This is a genomic window from Natribaculum luteum, assembly GCF_023008545.1.
GTDB classification, from domain to species: Archaea; Halobacteriota; Halobacteria; order Halobacteriales; family Natrialbaceae; genus Natribaculum; species Natribaculum luteum.
Genome location: NZ_CP095398.1, coordinates 233,855 through 250,607, shown reverse-complemented (window position 1 = coordinate 250,607; position 16,753 = coordinate 233,855). Strand labels below are relative to the sequence as shown.

The following is a 16,753-nucleotide window of genomic DNA, read 5'->3' as shown; positions in this document are numbered from 1 at the left end:
GGTGGTATCTGTAGTCGATGCTCAGAGTTCCGTGGCCGTCTCGAAGGCCTCCCAGACTGCCTCGTCCAGCGAACGAGGGGCCCAGCAGTCACCGACGCGATGTACCGGCACGTCGCGTGTCGCGAGGGCGCGGTACTGTTCGTAGTCAGCCTCGCCGGCGTGTGCGAAGACCACCGTGTCGACGCCCGTTCGCCGTTCCTGTTCGTCGTTGAAAACGTTCTGGAGAACGACGGCTTCGGCCTCGACGGCGTCGACGCGATGGTGCGGTGTCAGCGTCACGTCTTCGGCGTAGAGGTCGCCCAGCAGTGTGTTCTGAATGTACTGTTGAACGGACTCACCCGCCGTATACGCCGACGTGACGATTTCGACGTCGGAACCGGTTGCGACCGCTTGCTTTGCCACGTCGAGGGCCGCCTCGTTGCCCTCCCAGTCAGAGATGAGAACGAACTCGCTGAACGGGTCGTCTTTCTCGAGTATCTCCACGTCGGTGTACGTCGACGCCCCGTCGGCAATCTTCACGTCTGGTGTACGTCCTTTCGCCCCTGTCGCAAGGATGAGTTCGTCGGGATCGTACACGGTGACGTCGTTGGGAGTGAAATGGGTTTCACACTCAACGGTCACGTCGTACTCGCTCAGGCGCGAGACGAGCGTATCCAGCCAGTCTTCGTACCGCCCTCGGTGCTCCAGGTCGGCGTAGGCTGTCACCTGCCCGCCGAGTTCATCGGTGGCTTCGAGAAGCGTCACGTCGTGTCCGCGTTTGCCCGCCGTCGTCGCCGCGACGAGGCCTGCAGGCCCACCACCGACCACGAGGACTGACTTCGGCGTGTCCGCGAGGTCTGGGTCGCTGTACTCGGTCTCGCGGCCGGTGACGGGGTTTATTGTGCAGCGGATTGGCAATCCCTCCTGATACCGGCCGATGCAGCCCTGATTGCAGGCTACGCAAGGTGTAACGTCGTCCCATTCGCCAGACTTCGTCTTCCGTGGGAGAGACGGATCGGCGATGAGGGCCCGTGTCATCCCGACGACGTCGGCTCCGGTCTCTTCAAGCATCCGTGTCGCCTTCTCGGGAGTGTTGATACGTGACGTGACGATGACCTGTCCGTCGACCATCTCGTCGATGACTGCGGCGGGTGACCGGGTCACCGTTTCTGATTCGGTGGCCGGAGGGACGATGTAACTGCAACCCTCTTGCGTACTGGAACTACCGACGACGATACTCCAGTAATCGAGAGATGTCTCGTCGTCAATCTGCTTGACGATGGGGAGTGTTTCTTCGAACGAGAGCCCCTGTTCGGATCGTTCCTCGGCACTGAATCGGAGACCGACGCCGAAATCGTCGCCCGTCCGGTCGCGGATGCGATTGATAACTTCCGTCGTGAATCGACAGCGGTTCGCGAGACTGCCACCGAACTCGTCGTTTCGGTCGTTGACGTTCGGGCTCCAGAACTGCGCCGGCAGATACGTGTGTGACCCGACGACTTCGACACCGTCGAGACCTGCGCGCTCTATCCGCGCCGCAGCGTCGGCAAACGAGTCTATCATTTCGTACACTTCCTCGCTCTCCATCGGCCGTGGCACGACGTGGAGCCGATCCGTCGGTTCGGCAGACGACGATAGTGCAGGCGGAGCGTACTCCCCAGCGTAGCGCTCTCGGCCGCCGTGGAAGAGTTGTGCCACAACGCGGGTGTCCGCGTCGTGCATCGCTTCTGCGAACGGCTCGTACAGATCGACGATCGCATCGTTGGACGCGTCGATAGTGTGGTCGGTCAGCAATCCACTTTCGTGGACGGCGTGAGCCTCGAGAACGACGAGTCCGACCCCACCGCGAGCACGTTCGAGGTGATACGCGTTGAACTCCTCAGTCGGCAAGTGGTCGTGTACGAGCGTCGTCTGATGTCCCGAACTCATGATACGGTTCGGCAGCCGGATTGGTCCCACTTGTGTCGGCTCGAAAAGTGTGTCGTGTGCCATAGCGAGTTTTCGCGTTTGTGTGCGCACATGTCGGACTGTTCGTCCCACTGGACGGCCATCCGACGAAGGCGCCTGAAACTGTAATGTTTATGATTACTTATTAACCTTGTGCCGCGAGAGACGCTGGGGGCTCGCCAAATCCCACTGACTGTGATCGAGAACTGCTCGTGGCTCCAGTCGGCGGATCCAACTCGGCTTCACGACAGATCACGATACTGCCCCTGTCTCACCGAGACATCTTTATGCGATGGTTGGCACATATCTGGTAATGGAAAACACGAGTTCCGGACGGTTGGTCCAATCGACGATACGTTCCCTGCGGATTCTCGAGTACGTCGAAAAACACGGAAATGCGAGACTGACCGACATCGCCTCCGAACTCGATATCGGACACAGTACGGCTCACAATCATCTGACCACACTCGAACATGAGGGTTTCCTCGTCAAGAAAGACGGCAAGTACACTCTTGGAATGAAGCAACTCAAATATGGAATGTCTGCCCGAAGGAATATTCCGTTCATACGAGAGATCAGGCGCAATATATTCGAGGTCGCCCAACAAATAGAACTGGATACAGAGTTTCTCGTTGAGGAAAACGGCCGTGTCGTTTCTGTTATCGATACAGGATACGAGTTGACAAAATACTCCACCATCGACACAAGCCTGAACGTCGGAAAGTTCTACCCGATGACCTGTACAGCCTCCGGAAAAGCGATACTCGCAGAAATGACCGACGAACGGGTCGAAGAGATACTGGATATGTGGGGGCTTCCCGAGATGACGTCGTACTCGATAACGAGTCGGGATACATTATACGAACAGCTAGAACAGATACGAGAGAGGGGGTACTCCAGAGCCGATCAAGAAGTCGTCGAAGGGTTCGACAATATCGGTGTCGTCCTAACACATCCTGACGGAACGATAATCGGGGCTGTAACCGTGGGATGGCCGACCTACCATTTCGAGAATGACGTACCTCAATGGATAATCGACAAACTACTCCGCACTAAGGAGTCCATCGAAGCTGATATAGCAGCCACAGAGTCGTAAGATCATCTGCTAACAATTGTTTCACACAGCTCATCGACGATTCTCAGAGGGTTGTTTCCTGTTCCGATTCAAGTCGGTATCGACCCTCCTCTCTATGCTTCCTCGATCAGTCGTTGCGATCCTTAGCGTGACACCGCTCAGCAAAGCGGCTCAACCACTTTCTGATGCTTGAAAGTATTTCTCCGCCGAATTATTCGGTTGAGTGCACACACCATTCGAATATTTCGTGTCCCCAAGTTGCAGTCCTTCTGGAAATCTGAAACAATCATTGGACTAAATAATCACGACTCCGCAGCGTAGTGTGAACACAAGATTCAGAACATCAGACGACAATCTGGAGGGGTTGTTCGGCAACACCTGCACCGCATCTTGTCGCAGGACGATAAACTCAACAGGGCGTAACAGTTAAGTCGACACCAAGTTACCATATAGCAATGCCTGGTACCTCTTTTGACGCCGTTGTCGTCGGTGGTGGCATCGTCGGTGCAAACTGTGCGGTCCAGCTCGCCCGTGCCGGCGTGGACGACATAGTCATGCTAGAACGTGATGCGCCCGCGAGCAAAGCCAGTGGTCGTGCAGCGGGGAGTCTGACCATCTATCGGCACGAACGGTTCGGTGCAGAGGCTTCCCGCGTCGGGCGTGACCTCTACGAAGAATACGAACGAGCGTACGATGGCCTCACATTCCACCGGGAAAAATCGTACTCCATCGCGTACAGCGACGAAGGGGCTCACTACCTCAGTTTAAAAGACGAATCGACGACTGTCGAAACGGAGCTATTGAGTGCTGCCGAGCTAGCCGATCGAGAGCCGGAATTTGCTACTGACGACGTCACAGCAGCCCTCTGTATAGATGAAGCAGTTTACACTGATCCAGAACAGCTGACGCACGCAGCCCACGCCGTCGCCCGCGACGAAGGGGTCTCTCTGAAGATCGAGGAGGTGAGAGATTTCGAGGTAGAGGGAAAAGATATCTCCGTAAAGACGACCAACGGCAGTTACGAGGCACCCGTCGTGATCATCGCCGCCGGTGCATGGACGAAACGTCTCCTCCAACGGGCCGGGACTGACGTCGCTCTCCGACCGCGAACGAGCCAGATTGCTATCCTCGATCCGCCAAACAATATAGACCTCCCTATGTGGGGTGCGCCTGATTGGAGCGTCTACGGACGACCGACGCCAGACGGCAGGGTGCTGTTCGGCGGCGGAACCACAACACCGGTGACGGATCTAGAAGACTTCCACAATCGGGCCCGGGTACCTTTCCTCCGACAAGTCGGGGAGCGTGCCCCCGAAATAATACCGCTCCTCGAGGACGCAACTCTCCACGACGACTGGGCCGGACGCGTTTCGGCAACGCCCGACCGGTATCCCCATATCGGTGAGACAGACATCGAGGGGCTTTACGTCTGCAGCGGATTCAATGGTGAGGGTATCTCCAATAGCCCATTCGGTGCTCGACTGCTCGCTGATCTGATCGGCGGTGACGACCCCCTCGTCGACCCCTCAGAGTTCGATCCGACGAGGTACCAGGGCGGCGAGGAGTTTGAAATAAATGACGCCGTTGAGTGGTGGGACGACCGCTGAGAAAACGGGGGTGTAGTAATGTTTGCATGATATTAACGTAATTTTACGCCCAATCACTTGTTCATATATGGAAGAACAGCCCTATCACCTATCTATTCATGTCACGGTTTGATGAGACAGTGGCACATTACGGGAGCAGTCTTGAGATGTGATCTCGAATCAGAATCCAGGCAGCGATCCTCAACTAACTCTCTCGAAACGCCGTGTAGATATTCATCAGTGGGAAATCAGACGAGCGATCATCAAATCGGGAGAGTTGGAACGGTTCTAGCGAGAACGGCGCAGGCTCGTCTGCCACGAGTGACCGAATCGCGGCTCCCGTACACGGAGAACTCATGATTCCACCTTTCTGGAACCCGGTGGCGATAACCAGTCCATCGGGCGCGTCTGCAGGCGTGTCGTAGATCGGCAACGCGTCCGGAGTCGCGGAGTCGCCTGTGGGGCAACACTCCTCCCGAACGATCGTCGCGTCCTCTAAGACTGGAAGGAGCTCGGGGAGTTGCTCCCGAACCATTGTTTGGAAGGAGTCCGTGATCGTCGACGGCTCCGACGCCGGGGAACCGACCGTAATAGGCCTCCCGCCGATCAGGAGATTGTCGCCGTTGATCGGTCGCCAGTACACCTCCATCGATGTCTCGGATCCCATCGGGTATGCAGTGGGGAGGCCGTCGGAAAGCTTGACTTCGACGGCTTGCCATCGGAACGGGCGGACCGGGAGTTCGGCGTGGTCGGCGAGCAGTTCGTTTGTTCGCCACCCAGCAGCGCAGACGACCTTCGGAGCGTGTACGCGCCCGTATTCCGTCTCGACACCGGCAACAACGTCATTATCTACTAAAACGTCCAAAACTTCTGTGTCTGTTCGGAACTCCGCACCTCTGCTCTTGGCCTGGTTTTTCAACGAGTGAGCGTAGTCCATGGGATCTATCATCCCGGTACGCTCGTACTCTAGGACACCGTCGTACCCTTCGAGAGCGTCGAGACGGGCGACGTTCGGGAATCGCTCGTTGAACTCGTGTGGGTCGTAGTAGTGGACCGGATTGTCCTGTTCAGATTGCTCTTGTGCGTGTTGTCGTGCCGCCGCCTCTCCACCGTTCAACACCGGTTGAATCTTTCTTCGAGGCTTGTAAGAAAATATCCCGGTTCCGCTGAACTTCTCGAAGAAGTCGATTGCATAGGCACCGAACGCGGGCATGTCCGGAAATACCTGTGGGGTCGAGATGAGACCCGACGCTCGGCTCGTTGCGTCGTTTGCCACTCGCCCTTGATCGATGACGAGCACGTCGTGATCGATGGCGAGTTCATAGGCGCCGATGATTCCGGATATTCCAGCACCAATTACTACGACGTCGTAGTTTGATTTACTGTCTGTCATACATTAGTGTGCTACCTATTCACTAATAAAACTGGGGAGTCGACGGGGGTAGTTCGTCTCGTACCGTAGGGTTGACGCTACGAATGCAGCGTCGCTAATCAGAATCCCCGTCATCCTCCACGACACGCGGGCACCCCGCTCACAGGATACAAAAGCGCAGTGTAAGGGTTCGATTTGGACGTAGTCGCGGATGCCTGCCCATCTGTGAATCTGTTATCGGTGTCGAAAATCACTGATCATCGACTCGAGCTGCCAGACGTCGCGGTTGTCTCGGGATGGGACACACAGCCCAAACACCCTTCGTCCGCATCTCCAACGAGCCGCCGTGATCAGGTCTGCGAGGACCCTCGACTGGTTCTCGAACAGTTCGTTCTCGGTCAGTGTGTCATCTTAGTAGATTGCTAGTTTCAGAATACGTTCACTACAGTCCGGGAACCGCTGTTGAGTTACTTGACTTCGCACGTTAGACGACCATGCCTTCGATCTGGTGCATTAGCTCGTCGGTACTTCGGTTTGGGCTGTTGAGCGCCCAGGACAAGAGGTTTTCAACGCTTTCGCGGAAGGATCGTTTGATGTCGTTACGCAGTGAGGTTGCACGTTCGAGGATCGTTCCAAGGGCGCTGTGTGCACCTATGGAAATTCTGCTGGCTGAGCAAACCACGTTTGCCAAGATAATTTTTCGGGGTACGAAGACTTGCTCTACTCGTTGAGCAAAGAATCGACAACCGGCGAACCGATGGCTACTGTAACAACCATCAGGCGGGGGACTTCTTGTTAGCGAGAGCAGTCGCTAACGTTACCACCGGCCGGCCAATGAGCGCCGCCGGGGCGGCGCTCAGGCACTCACCCCTGGTGGATCGTACACCTCCTCACGGTCAAGCATGTGATACATTGAAACCAGCAACTTCCGAGCGGTTGCCACAATCGCTGTTTTCGAGTTCTTCTTCCGAGCTAACCGGTTGTAAAACCGGCTGAGGTACTCGTCTTCGCATGTATGAACCGCCGTGTACGACGCTTGAACGAGCAGCCACCGGACCCGTCCTGATCCTCGCTTCGAGATGCCTCCCTCAAACCGCGAGTCGCCAGACTCGCGGATTATCGGGTTCAGCCCGACGTAACTTACGACCTCTTTGGCCCGGTCAAACCGGTTGACCTCGCCCAACTCCGCGTAAATCGTCAACGCCGTAAAGTAACTCACACCAGGAATCGTCATCAGGAGCTGGGTCTCCTTCAGAGACCCAGCTCGTTCCTCGATCTCCGCTTCCAACGACTCGATCTGCTCAGTGAGTACCTGAATGAGTTCCAGGTATGACTCCAGCAACGCATCCCACGGTTCCGGGAGCGAGAGTTCCGCCAGGAACTCTCGTCCCTCCACACTCAACGGCTTTACCTCCCGAGTGATGCCGTGATCACTCAACAAGCCGTGGATCTTGTTCGCGTACTCGGTCCGGTTCTCCACGAGTTTCTGTCGCCCGCGCACAAGTGCGCGGGCTTGCCGAACCTCGTCGGTTGGAACGTAGCTCTCAGGAATCGATTCCAACCGAACCATCCGAGCGAGTTGTTTCGCGTCAACGCGGTCAGTTTTCTTATCCGAGTCGGAGATCAACTTCAGTTCGCCTGGATTAGCGACACTAACATCCAGATACTCTGAAAGAGTATCATGGATGTGGTAGTAGTTGCTGGTCGCTTCAAGCGCGGCTTTGGCCCCAGCGTACCGCTGGGCAAAGTCGTCGAGGCTCGCGTTTTCGACGCGAACCTCTTCGACGATCTCACCGTTTTCGTCCAGTACTGCGATCTGTGAGTACCGCTTGTGTACGTCGATTCCAATGAACATTGGATTCACCTTGGAACGCCGGTGCGTGAAACAGAGATGCACCTATACGGGCTTTCCCGACTGCCGCTCCTGGCGGCAGTCGGGCTGTGATGCCCATGACTCGGCTTCCTACGCACTCGGACCAGTCAGCACCACGTGCTCTCGGGCACGGCATACAGCACGGTCTCTTGCGTCCCATACTTGTTTCACGCTCTCATGGGATATAGCAGAATTTCCATCGAGTCAGCACCGAGCTTGAGGAGGCTGTAGGCCAGCATCAGCAGGTGCCAGTGGCGACTGGTACCTGCGGCATGCCGGAGCTCGCAGTCTCCAAAACCGAGATCCTGCTTGGTGTCCCTGAAGAACGTCTCCACTCGCCATCGCATCGCGTACAACGCGATGAGATAGCTCGCTGGTGCATCGATTTTGTTCGAGACTATGTACTTCACGCTCAGTTCTTCCTCGTCGTTGTTGGATTCTTTCGTTGTAATCAGGAGCTTCACCTCACCAAGACGGCTCACTTCGCGTTTTTGTGTCCAGATGTGGTAGGTTTCGCCGTCGATCGTGCGTGGAACGGTGTCGATGCGCTCGGCCAGCGCATCGACTCGGATTCGCTCACCACCGTACATGACGCGTGCGTCGCTTTTAACGGCTGAAACCCACTCTTTGCCGTAGGTTTCGAGGTGAGTGACGAACTCCTGGGAACAGTAGCTCATGTCGAAGAGATAGGTGTCCGCCGGGACACCTATCTCGATGAGTTCATCGACGAGTTCAATAGCTAACTCAACCCGTCGCTGTGCATCTTTTTCGTAGAGACGAAATCCGAGTGGATAGGTGGTTTTCTCGTCGGCGTAGAGTGCATACACCAGATTCTGGCCCCAGATATAGCCGCGAATCGTGTGGTCGTAGAATTTTCCGACGTTCGGGATTTTCTCGCCGGTTTTGTGCGTGAAGGTGTCGTCAATGATGACGACACCGTCACTGCTCCACTTCGTGTCGTTCGTCTGTTGGAGAAGCGCGAGACGTTCTCTGTTGAGCTGGTCTTCGTCCCAGTTGTACTCGGTGAGGAACTTGTTCAGGGCACGCTCACTTTTGGCCGGAAGAATGTGGTTCGAGATGCCTTGGACGGTCTTGTTGCTGGCCGCAACAAGACCTGTAACGTAGGTCTTGGCGTGGTGTTTCTGCCTCGTCGAGAAACACTCTAACTGGTCGATTGGCTCAGTGCATGACAGGAACGACGTAACAGGGAGCATCAGCGTTCAATGCTGGTTCTACGCGTTCTACCAGCATAAGGTGCGAAGTCAAGGAGTTAAGAGATCAAGGTGCAAGTGACTCCGAATCACGGTGCACGTCTATCTACAAGGATTCGAAAGCTCCTTCTGTGATATATTGGCCCCAAATAAAGAAATACTTACACAACATTTTTATTGGAGGGTTGAGTGATAGTGGGTGTAGCTATGAGAAAAGAGGACAACCAACATAGTCGTAGAGACTATCTTAAAGTGAGCGGAACAGCAGCAACAGGTATTCTAGCTGGCTTTGCGGGCTGTACTGGTGGTAGCGATAACTCCGGTAACTCCGACCAGTTGAACCTGTTCAGCTGGGGTAGCGGATACGCCGACGATCAGTTCATCGAGCCGTTCGAAGAGGAACACGACTGCGAGGTGGTAGTCGAGACGTTCACCTCTAACGCCGACGCCGTCAACAAACTGCGGTCGATCCCCGAAGGAACCTACGACATCGTGCAGCCGACGAACTACGCTGTCGAGCGGATGATGGGGAACGACATGCTCGAACCACTCCGGCTGGAAAATATCCCGGCGTACGAGGAGTATATTTTCGACGAGTTAAAACTCGACGTGTACGAGGAGGACGGTGACGTGTACGCCGTTCCGGCGACGTTCGGGTCGACCGGGTTCACGTACAAGACCGATACAGAGAGAGAGATCAGCACGCCCCCAAGTATCGATATTTTCTGGAACGATCGATTCGAGGGCCGAATGTCCACCCGGGATAACGCAAAGGTTCAGGTGTTTTACGCGGCACTAAAACTCGGCCAGGACCCGAATAACCCAGACGATCTCGAAGCAATCGAGGAGGAACTGTACAAACATGCAGAACTCGTGCGCACGTTCTGGACCAGTGGAGAGGAAGTTCAACAAATTATGAAATCCGGTGAGGTCGACATCATGTACACGTGGGACGGCGACGCGAATCTCCTAAAGGATGAAGGCCTCCCCGTTGAATACTCGTTCTTCGAAGAGGGGACTAAGGGCTGGGTCGACAATCAGTGCGTGGTCAAGGGTGCGAAACACCGCACACTCGCCGAGAAATGGATCGACTTCTGCGCCAGCGACGCAGCACGTGATTGGATGGAACTGAACGGATACGCCATCCCATCCAGTGCGGTCGATTACACCGAAGAAGAGACAGAGAAGTACCGGTTGAATTCCCTGGACCAACTAACTATCATGAACATGGTTAGTGACGAGATGCAGCGCGAGTACGACGAGATTTGGTCTCGCGTGAAGTCGCGGTAACAGAACGAAAATCTCACTTGTTATAAACTATGGCTACGAACAACGCGAACAACGACGTTGTGTTAGATGGCGTCACCAAACAATTCGGTAACGTTGTCGCTGTCGACGACCTCGACCTGTATGTGGAACAAGGGTCGTTCCTGACGCTTCTCGGACCATCGGGGTGTGGAAAGACGACGACACTTCGAATGATCGCCGGCTTCGAGGAGCAAACGGAAGGGACGATCACGATCGCCGACGAGGACGTCTCCTCGGTGGCGCCCTATAGCCGTCCGACGAGTATGGTGTTCCAGAGCTACGCGCTCTTCCCGCACAAAACCGTGGGGGAGAACGTCGCTTTCGGACTGAAAATGCGGGACGTGTCCAAAGAGGAACGACAGAGACGTGCCGAGGAAATGCTCGAACTGGTCTCCCTCGGCGGGTACCAAGACCGGAGTATCGACGAGCTATCTGGAGGGCAACAGCAGCGTGTCGCGCTTGCGCGAGCGCTGATTACGGAACCAACCATACTGCTTCTGGACGAACCGCTCGGTGCACTCGACATGAAACTGCGCGAAGAGATGCAAGTCGAGTTGAAGAATCTCCAGAACCAACTAGGGACGACCTTCGTGTACGTCACTCACGATCAGGAAGAGGCGCTGACGATGAGTGACTACATCGCAGTGATGAACGACGGGGACGTTGAGCAGGTGGGCACCGCGACGGAGATTTACGAGGAGCCCGAAACGCGGTTTGTCGCCGATTTCATCGGTGACACCAATCTGATCGACGGTAGGTATCAGACCCGGGGCAGTGAAGCTTTGGTCGTGTGGGGTAACATCGAGATCCCAGTCAAGGATACCGACGGGTTCTCCGACGGGGAGAGCGTAACAGTCTCGATTCGCCCCGAGAAGATCCACCTCACCGGCGACGATCCGCGTCTCTCTGGAGCTGTCGATGATGTCATTTACCAGGGGAACACGATGAAGATCCACATCGACATAGATGGTCAGACACTAGTCGTCGAAGAACACGTTGAACGGATCGACGAGCTACCGACGATAGGGGAGGAGGTATCGATGACATGGGACGATACGCAAACGAAGCTATTCAGGAATTCAACCGATGAGTAATAAATCACCGGTTCGTGAAACCGATCTCGCCACAGAGGGAGCACCTACCAGCCCGGACGGGGTTAGAGCGTGGGTCATTGACGCCCTTCGGTCGGAGTACCGGAAAGGGTTGGCGACGTTTGGTCCCGTCGCGCTGTTGCTGACGGTCGTCTACATGTTACCATTCTTCCTCCTGTTCCTCTACAGTATTAACCAGTTCCAAGAGGTTCCGATGGAGCGCTTCGCCTTCACGATCAACCACTACGTGGCATTCCTGACCCCAGACGCGCTTCTCTCTTTCAACTGGGAAAATGCCACGTACGTTAAACTACTCCTGAAGTCGTTGCGTGTATCTCTCGTCGTAACATTCATCTGCCTGATCATATCGTATCCGATCACGTACTACGTCGGGCAGAAAGCGCCACAGCGGTACAAGACGAGCCTGATCATGCTGGTAATCATCCCGTTCTGGACGTCGTATCTGATCCGAACGTACGCCTGGGTTCCGATTCTCTCGCAAAACGGGATCATCAATACGACGCTCTCGACGCTGGGGCTCCCGAAACTGCAGCTGCTGTACACGGGACTCGCGACGACGGTCGGCCTCGTCTACGTCTACATCCCGTTCATGATCCTCCCGCTGTACGCGAGCATGAACGGCCTCGACAACTCGCTCATCGAAGCCGCACAGGACATGGGTGCGACCCGCGTCGACGTCTTCAAAGAGGTCATCTTCCCACTGACTCTGCCGGGAGCAGCCGCCGGCTCACTGTTCATCTTCATCAAGTGCGCCGCGGCGTTCATCACCCCCACACTTCTCGGCGGCAGCAACGGAATCCTCTACGCCAACGTCATCGTCTCACAATTCCGTGAACTGTTCAATTGGAACCTCGGCGCTGCCCTGTCGTTCATCCTCTTGGTCGTTGTGCTGTTCCTGTTGTGGCTTGGCAGTCGACTGGGACTGAACGTCAGCTCGAGGAGCATGGGGTAAAACATGCAGGTGAAGGAACTCTATCGGTACGGTCTCAATGCGGCCACAGCGGGGACGTATCTCTATCTGTACGCTCCAATTCTGGTCGTCGTCGCTCTTTCGTTCAAGAAAGGAGGAGAGGGATTCGGCTTCACGCTCGAATACTACAAAGCCCTATTGAGCGCGCAGGCACTGACGAGTGCACTGCTACTCAGTGTGAAGATTGCACTCGTCGTAATGGTTATCACGACGATACTCAGCATCATGGCTAGTTTCGGCATCGTCCGATACACCTGGCCGAAGCGGAAGAGCTTTGCAATGGCATACCTCAGCCTTCCACTGATGTTACCCGTGATCGTCTACGCCATCGGACTGTTCGCGGTCCTATCGAACCTCGGCCTCCAGCGGGGTGAAGGAGCGATCATAATCGGCCACATCGTCTATGCGCTTCCGTTCGCCACACTTGTGATGGTTTCCGGGTTACAAGACTTCGACACGTCGCTCGAGGAGGCGGCAATGGACCTCGGCGGCGACGAACTGACCATCATGCGTGAAGTGACGCTGCCGCTGCTCGCGCCGAGCATTATTGCCGCTGCGCTGTTCAGTTTCACCCTCTCATTCGACGAGTTCCTCATCGCCTTCTTCGTTGGAGGACTCGGCGACACGACGCTCCCGATGGAGATCTGGTCGCGTGTCCGACGAGGTATCACCCCCGAGATCTACTCGATCAGCGTCGTGGTGCTGGTAATAAGCATCTCGATTGCGGCGCTCGCAACGCGGCTTGAACGCTCCTAGCTGGTTCGACCGCGTTGTCTCTTCGACGCCGGATGTTGGCTCGGTTCCTCGGAGGCGATTCCCCACGTTTGTTCGTTTTGTCGTCGGAGAGATACAACTCTCCCGGCTTCGATACGTTTCGACTATATTGTGCCAGCAAAACCGCCCATACGGTGCCGCCGACTAGTTTCTCCTCATTCGAACGGTTCACCGACGGTATCCATCAGACGCGGCTCTCAACCCAGCGATCCGGGTTACGCCTCGAACTGTTCTATCAGCGCCGGCACTACGTCGAAGAGATCGTCGACGATCCCGTAGTCGGCGATGTCGAAGATTGGAGCGTTCGGATCGGTGTTGATCGCGACGATCGTCTCCGAGTCCTTCATGCCGGCGACATGCTGGACGGCTCCGGAGATACCGATCGCGATGTAGACATCTGGCGTTACGACCTTGCCGGACTGACCGACCTGTCGACCTTTCTCGAGCCAGCCGCTGTCGACGATTGGACGCGAGGCTGACACCGTTGCGTCCAATTCGTCCGCCAGGTCAAAGATGAGGTCCAGGTTCTCCTCTTCGTCGATCCCGCGACCGACGGAGACGAGGATTTCAGAGTCCGTGATGTCGATATCGCCACCGGTGGTCTCTTCGAATCCCCTTACCGTGGATCCGATCGTGGACTCGTCAATCGTCACGTCGGCGGTTTCTATCTGGGCATCTCCGATCGCCTCGGTTTTCGGCCACTCCGCAGGCCGCACCGTCACGGCGGCCCGTTCGCTCCCGACTGCGATCGATGTCTCGACTTTCGATCCGTACAGCTCCCGGGTTACCACGAGGTCGTCCTCGACCGCCAGACCGATCGCGTCAGATACCAGCGGCCGATCCAGGCGTGACGCCACCGCAGGCGCGTAATCCAGCCCGTTCACCGTGTGTGGCATCAACAATACTGCCGGATCGAGGTCCACGGTGAGTTGTTCTACTGTCTGGACGGAGACATCGTGGTTGAACTCCTCACCTTCGGCGACCGTGTAGACGACGTCGACGCCCTCGCGGTTGAGTTGTTGAGCGTACTCGTCGACCCGGCCGCCGATCACCGCCACATGGAGGTCGCCGTCCGTCGCTGCTGTGACCTGCCTCCCTGCAGTAATCATCTCGAGGCTCACGTCCCGTAGCTCCCCACGACGGTGCTCAGCGACGACCAGCACGCTCATTGGCCTACCCCCTTCTCCTGAAGCAGTCCAGCGAGTTCGCCGGCCGTCTCCGAAGGCTCACCCTCCCACAACGTCGCTTCGCCCTCTGACTCGGGTTTGTACAGCCCGGTCTGTTCCAGCGGACTGTCGACCAAGCCCGCGTCGAGATCGAGGTCCTCCAAAGAGTAGACGTCCAGTGGTTTACGCTGAGCCTGTCGAATGCCACGCAAGCTCGCGTACCGGGGCTCGTTGATCCCCGACTGGATCGTCAACACCGCCGGTAGTTCCACCCCAACAAGCTCCTCGAGTCCGCCTTCCAGTTCGCGGTGGACGTTCGCCAGGCCCGCCTCTTGGTCGAGGTCCAGTTCGTTGACCACGGCCGACCATTGGAACCCCAGTACCTCCGCGAGTGTCACGCCGGTCGCAGCGTTCGCCTCGTCGTCCGACTGGACTCCGGTCAGCACGAGGTCAGGTGATTCTTCGGCGACAACGGCGGCGAGTAGGTCGGCTTTCGCCCTGGTGTCAAGATAGCCGGCCTCCGCAAGCGCGCCGTCCCAGACGCGGATTGCGCGATCGGCACCTTTCGCCAGCGCCATCCGAATCGTCTCCTCTGCCCGCTCCGGTCCGATCGTCACTGTCACGACCTCAACGTCTTCCTTGGCTTCACTCAACTGGACGGCCTCCTCGACCGCGTAGTCATCCCATTCGTTCAGGTCGTACTCAAGGTACTGCTCGGGGATCGAGAGGTCCTCGATCTCGAACTCGTCCGCGACGTCGGCAACCTCACTAACCGCTACGAGAATTTGCATACTCACAGGAATATATGTTGTATCATTATTAAGTGTTTTCATAGTCTCGGTCGAACGGAGGACAGATATCGCGAGCGCGACCAGATCCGACCGCAGTAGCGACTCACGAGGGGGTATCGTGACTGGCGTGATTCGGGGGGTCCAATTCGGAGAGTGGCAAAGATTCGCGTTCAGGTTCCGATTTCATCTGGTGATTCGTTGATGAAGGTCGCACTCCAGTCGTGTGGTCCGTCGTCGAAGCGGTCGAGGGCGTACTTCGATATGGGGAACGGTGCGTCCTCGCCGGTGACGAGAGAACGCACGGCCGCACCGGTGACGGGCGATCCCATGATTCCGAACCCGTGCATCCCCGTCGAGATGATGAGACCGTCGGGACAGTCGTCAGGAGCGTCGTGGATGGGGCGCTCGTCGGGGGTCGCAGTGTCGCCGATGTGGCAAGTGTCCTCACTGGAGACGCGGGCATCCCCGACGTTACTCACCTGCTCGGGGATGGTCATGGCGACGTGACGCCTGAAGTCCTCGATGGTCGTCGTGCGGACCGAACCCGGTTCGTCCACGAAGTAGGTGCCGCCCCCGACGTGGAGGTCGCCGTTGTGTTCGGGGCGCCAGTAGAGTTGACTCTGCCTGTCCCAGGCGACGGGGCAGTAGTCGGGGAAGTCCCGCTCGACCTCGAGGTTGACCCACTGATAGCGGAACGGTCGAATGGGAAGGTCGACCCATTCGGAGACGAATTCTTTGGTGTGCCAGCCCATCGCCACGACGACGTTATCGGCGGCGTACGTGCCAGTATTGGTCTCGACGCCGGTAACGGCGCCGTCCTCGGTGGTGATGTCGGTTACTTCGACACCGGTCTCGAAGTCGGCACCAGAGTCCTCAGCGTCCTCCTTGAAGGTCATCGTCAGCGTGTAAGGGTCGACCCAGCCACCTTGCTCGACTTCGATGGCGCCGACGAAGGGGTCCAACTCGAAGATTCCTGGATATCGGTCCTCGATCTCACTCGTCGACTCGATGTAGTCCATCTCGAAGTGCTCCTCGATGCGTTCGGCCTCGGACCGGGCGAGTTCTTCCGTCCCCGGCGGGATGAGGCGGAGATTCGTGCGCTGCGTGAATTCGAAGTTTCCCGTGCCGTCGTACTCGTCGAAGAAGTCGGCCGCGTACTTGGCGGCCTCGAGATGGTCGATGTAGTCGTGCGCGACCGAAATAAGTCCCGACGCCTTCGCGGTCGTTGCACCCGCAATTTGGTCTTTCTCCAAGACGAGTACGTCGTGGTCGTCGGCGAGGAACTTCGCCGCCACGCACCCGTTGATGCCGCCGCCGATGATCGCTACGTCGTAACTATGGCTTGCCATAGGTACTCAAGTAACAGTATTCCGCGCTCCTAACTCTTTGGGTTCTCGAACCGTTGTCAGCGTTGCCTCTTCGACTGACTGCGGAGTCGGGGGCGGGAGATCCGCCACATCGAGGAACGAGGGCGGCCTGACACGGATGGAGTCGTCGCTCCGACGGTAGTATCCCACGTGGCTCTCGACGTCCTCGGCGAAGCATCCCAACAATTATACCCCCATACGATAACATTTACGCCGCCACTG

General features: G+C 56.8%; 13 protein-coding genes. 6 read left to right on the top strand and 7 right to left on the bottom strand.

Features of this window, described 5'->3' with window-relative positions:
- Positions 1-21: 21 nt before the first annotated feature.
- Entirely contained in the window at positions 22-1,971 is a 1,950-nt protein-coding gene (locus tag MU558_RS19930; protein WP_265781608.1) for an oxidoreductase, read from the bottom strand.
- Between the two features lie 268 nt (positions 1,972-2,239).
- On the opposite strand from MU558_RS19930, the gene MU558_RS19925 reads away from it, so the two are divergent.
- Both MU558_RS19925 and MU558_RS19920 read left to right on the top strand, forming a co-directional pair.
- Positions 2,240-3,022: an IclR family transcriptional regulator gene (locus MU558_RS19925; protein WP_246976285.1), complete on the top strand. Its 783-nt coding sequence runs from the start codon at positions 2,240-2,242 to the stop codon at positions 3,020-3,022.
- Positions 3,023-3,456: 434 nt separating this feature from the next.
- Positions 3,457-4,608, top strand: a complete 1,152-nt coding sequence (locus tag MU558_RS19920; RefSeq protein ID WP_246976282.1) for an NAD(P)/FAD-dependent oxidoreductase — start codon at positions 3,457-3,459, stop codon at positions 4,606-4,608.
- Between the two features lie 184 nt (positions 4,609-4,792).
- Here the strand turns inward: MU558_RS19920 and MU558_RS19915 are convergent, their stop codons facing one another.
- From MU558_RS19915 to MU558_RS19905, 3 genes are all read right to left on the bottom strand, one after another.
- Positions 4,793-5,980, bottom strand: a complete 1,188-nt coding sequence (locus tag MU558_RS19915; protein ID WP_246976279.1) for an NAD(P)/FAD-dependent oxidoreductase — start codon at positions 5,978-5,980, stop codon at positions 4,793-4,795.
- Between the two features lie 835 nt (positions 5,981-6,815).
- The gene (locus MU558_RS19910) at positions 6,816-7,814 is read right to left on the bottom strand and encodes an IS110 family RNA-guided transposase (RefSeq protein WP_246976276.1); all 999 of its coding nucleotides are present in this window, start codon (positions 7,812-7,814) and stop codon (positions 6,816-6,818) included.
- 185 nt (positions 7,815-7,999) lie between these two features.
- Entirely contained in the window at positions 8,000-9,046 is a 1,047-nt protein-coding gene (locus MU558_RS19905; RefSeq protein WP_246976273.1) for an IS701 family transposase, read from the bottom strand.
- A 204-nt stretch (positions 9,047-9,250) separates the two neighbouring features.
- Between MU558_RS19905 and MU558_RS19900 the strand changes: the two genes are divergently transcribed.
- The 4 genes from MU558_RS19900 to MU558_RS19885 are packed head-to-tail and all read left to right on the top strand — an operon-like array spanning position 9,251 to position 13,189.
- Positions 9,251-10,333 carry an ABC transporter substrate-binding protein gene (locus MU558_RS19900; RefSeq protein WP_246976270.1) on the top strand — a complete coding sequence of 361 codons (1,083 nt, stop codon included), beginning with the start codon at positions 9,251-9,253 and terminating at the stop codon, positions 10,331-10,333.
- 29 nt (positions 10,334-10,362) lie between these two features.
- Positions 10,363-11,445: an ABC transporter ATP-binding protein gene (locus MU558_RS19895; RefSeq protein WP_246976267.1), complete on the top strand. Its 1,083-nt coding sequence runs from the start codon at positions 10,363-10,365 to the stop codon at positions 11,443-11,445.
- On the top strand, positions 11,438-12,415 hold the full coding sequence (locus MU558_RS19890; RefSeq protein WP_246976264.1) for an ABC transporter permease: 978 nt from the start codon (positions 11,438-11,440) through the stop codon (positions 12,413-12,415). Before MU558_RS19895 ends, MU558_RS19890 begins: the two co-directional genes overlap by 8 nt.
- 3 nt (positions 12,416-12,418) lie before the next feature.
- Positions 12,419-13,189 (top strand): ABC transporter permease, encoded by a 771-nt coding sequence (locus MU558_RS19885; RefSeq protein WP_246976262.1) that lies wholly within the window; start codon positions 12,419-12,421, stop codon positions 13,187-13,189.
- A gap of 233 nt (positions 13,190-13,422) precedes the next feature.
- On the opposite strand, the gene MU558_RS19880 is transcribed toward MU558_RS19885, so the two are convergent.
- From MU558_RS19880 to MU558_RS19870, 3 genes are all read right to left on the bottom strand, one after another.
- On the bottom strand, positions 13,423-14,376 hold the full coding sequence (locus MU558_RS19880; protein ID WP_246976259.1) for an electron transfer flavoprotein subunit alpha/FixB family protein: 954 nt from the start codon (positions 14,374-14,376) through the stop codon (positions 13,423-13,425).
- A complete protein-coding gene (locus MU558_RS19875; protein ID WP_246976257.1) occupies positions 14,373-15,164 on the bottom strand; it encodes an electron transfer flavoprotein subunit beta/FixA family protein in 792 nt (263 codons plus the stop codon). The genes MU558_RS19880 and MU558_RS19875 overlap by 4 nt, the downstream gene beginning before the upstream one ends.
- A 170-nt stretch (positions 15,165-15,334) precedes the next feature.
- Positions 15,335-16,513, bottom strand: coding sequence for an NAD(P)/FAD-dependent oxidoreductase (locus MU558_RS19870; RefSeq protein WP_246976254.1), 1,179 nt, complete (start codon positions 16,511-16,513; stop codon positions 15,335-15,337).
- Positions 16,514-16,753 lie beyond the last annotated feature (240 nt).

Coding starts and splice junctions, on each gene's coding strand:
- MU558_RS19930 (WP_265781608.1), bottom strand. CDS start 1,971: ATGGCACACGACACACTTTTCGAGCCGACACAAGTGGGACCAATCCGG.
- MU558_RS19925 (WP_246976285.1), top strand. CDS start 2,240: ATGGAAAACACGAGTTCCGGACGGTTGGTCCAATCGACGATACGTTCC.
- MU558_RS19920 (WP_246976282.1), top strand. CDS start 3,457: ATGCCTGGTACCTCTTTTGACGCCGTTGTCGTCGGTGGTGGCATCGTC.
- MU558_RS19915 (WP_246976279.1), bottom strand. CDS start 5,980: ATGACAGACAGTAAATCAAACTACGACGTCGTAGTAATTGGTGCTGGA.
- MU558_RS19910 (WP_246976276.1), bottom strand. CDS start 7,814: ATGTTCATTGGAATCGACGTACACAAGCGGTACTCACAGATCGCAGTA.
- MU558_RS19905 (WP_246976273.1), bottom strand. CDS start 9,046: ATGCTCCCTGTTACGTCGTTCCTGTCATGCACTGAGCCAATCGACCAG.
- MU558_RS19900 (WP_246976270.1), top strand. CDS start 9,251: ATGAGAAAAGAGGACAACCAACATAGTCGTAGAGACTATCTTAAAGTG.
- MU558_RS19895 (WP_246976267.1), top strand. CDS start 10,363: ATGGCTACGAACAACGCGAACAACGACGTTGTGTTAGATGGCGTCACC.
- MU558_RS19890 (WP_246976264.1), top strand. CDS start 11,438: ATGAGTAATAAATCACCGGTTCGTGAAACCGATCTCGCCACAGAGGGA.
- MU558_RS19885 (WP_246976262.1), top strand. CDS start 12,419: ATGCAGGTGAAGGAACTCTATCGGTACGGTCTCAATGCGGCCACAGCG.
- MU558_RS19880 (WP_246976259.1), bottom strand. CDS start 14,376: ATGAGCGTGCTGGTCGTCGCTGAGCACCGTCGTGGGGAGCTACGGGAC.
- MU558_RS19875 (WP_246976257.1), bottom strand. CDS start 15,164: ATGCAAATTCTCGTAGCGGTTAGTGAGGTTGCCGACGTCGCGGACGAG.
- MU558_RS19870 (WP_246976254.1), bottom strand. CDS start 16,513: ATGGCAAGCCATAGTTACGACGTAGCGATCATCGGCGGCGGCATCAAC.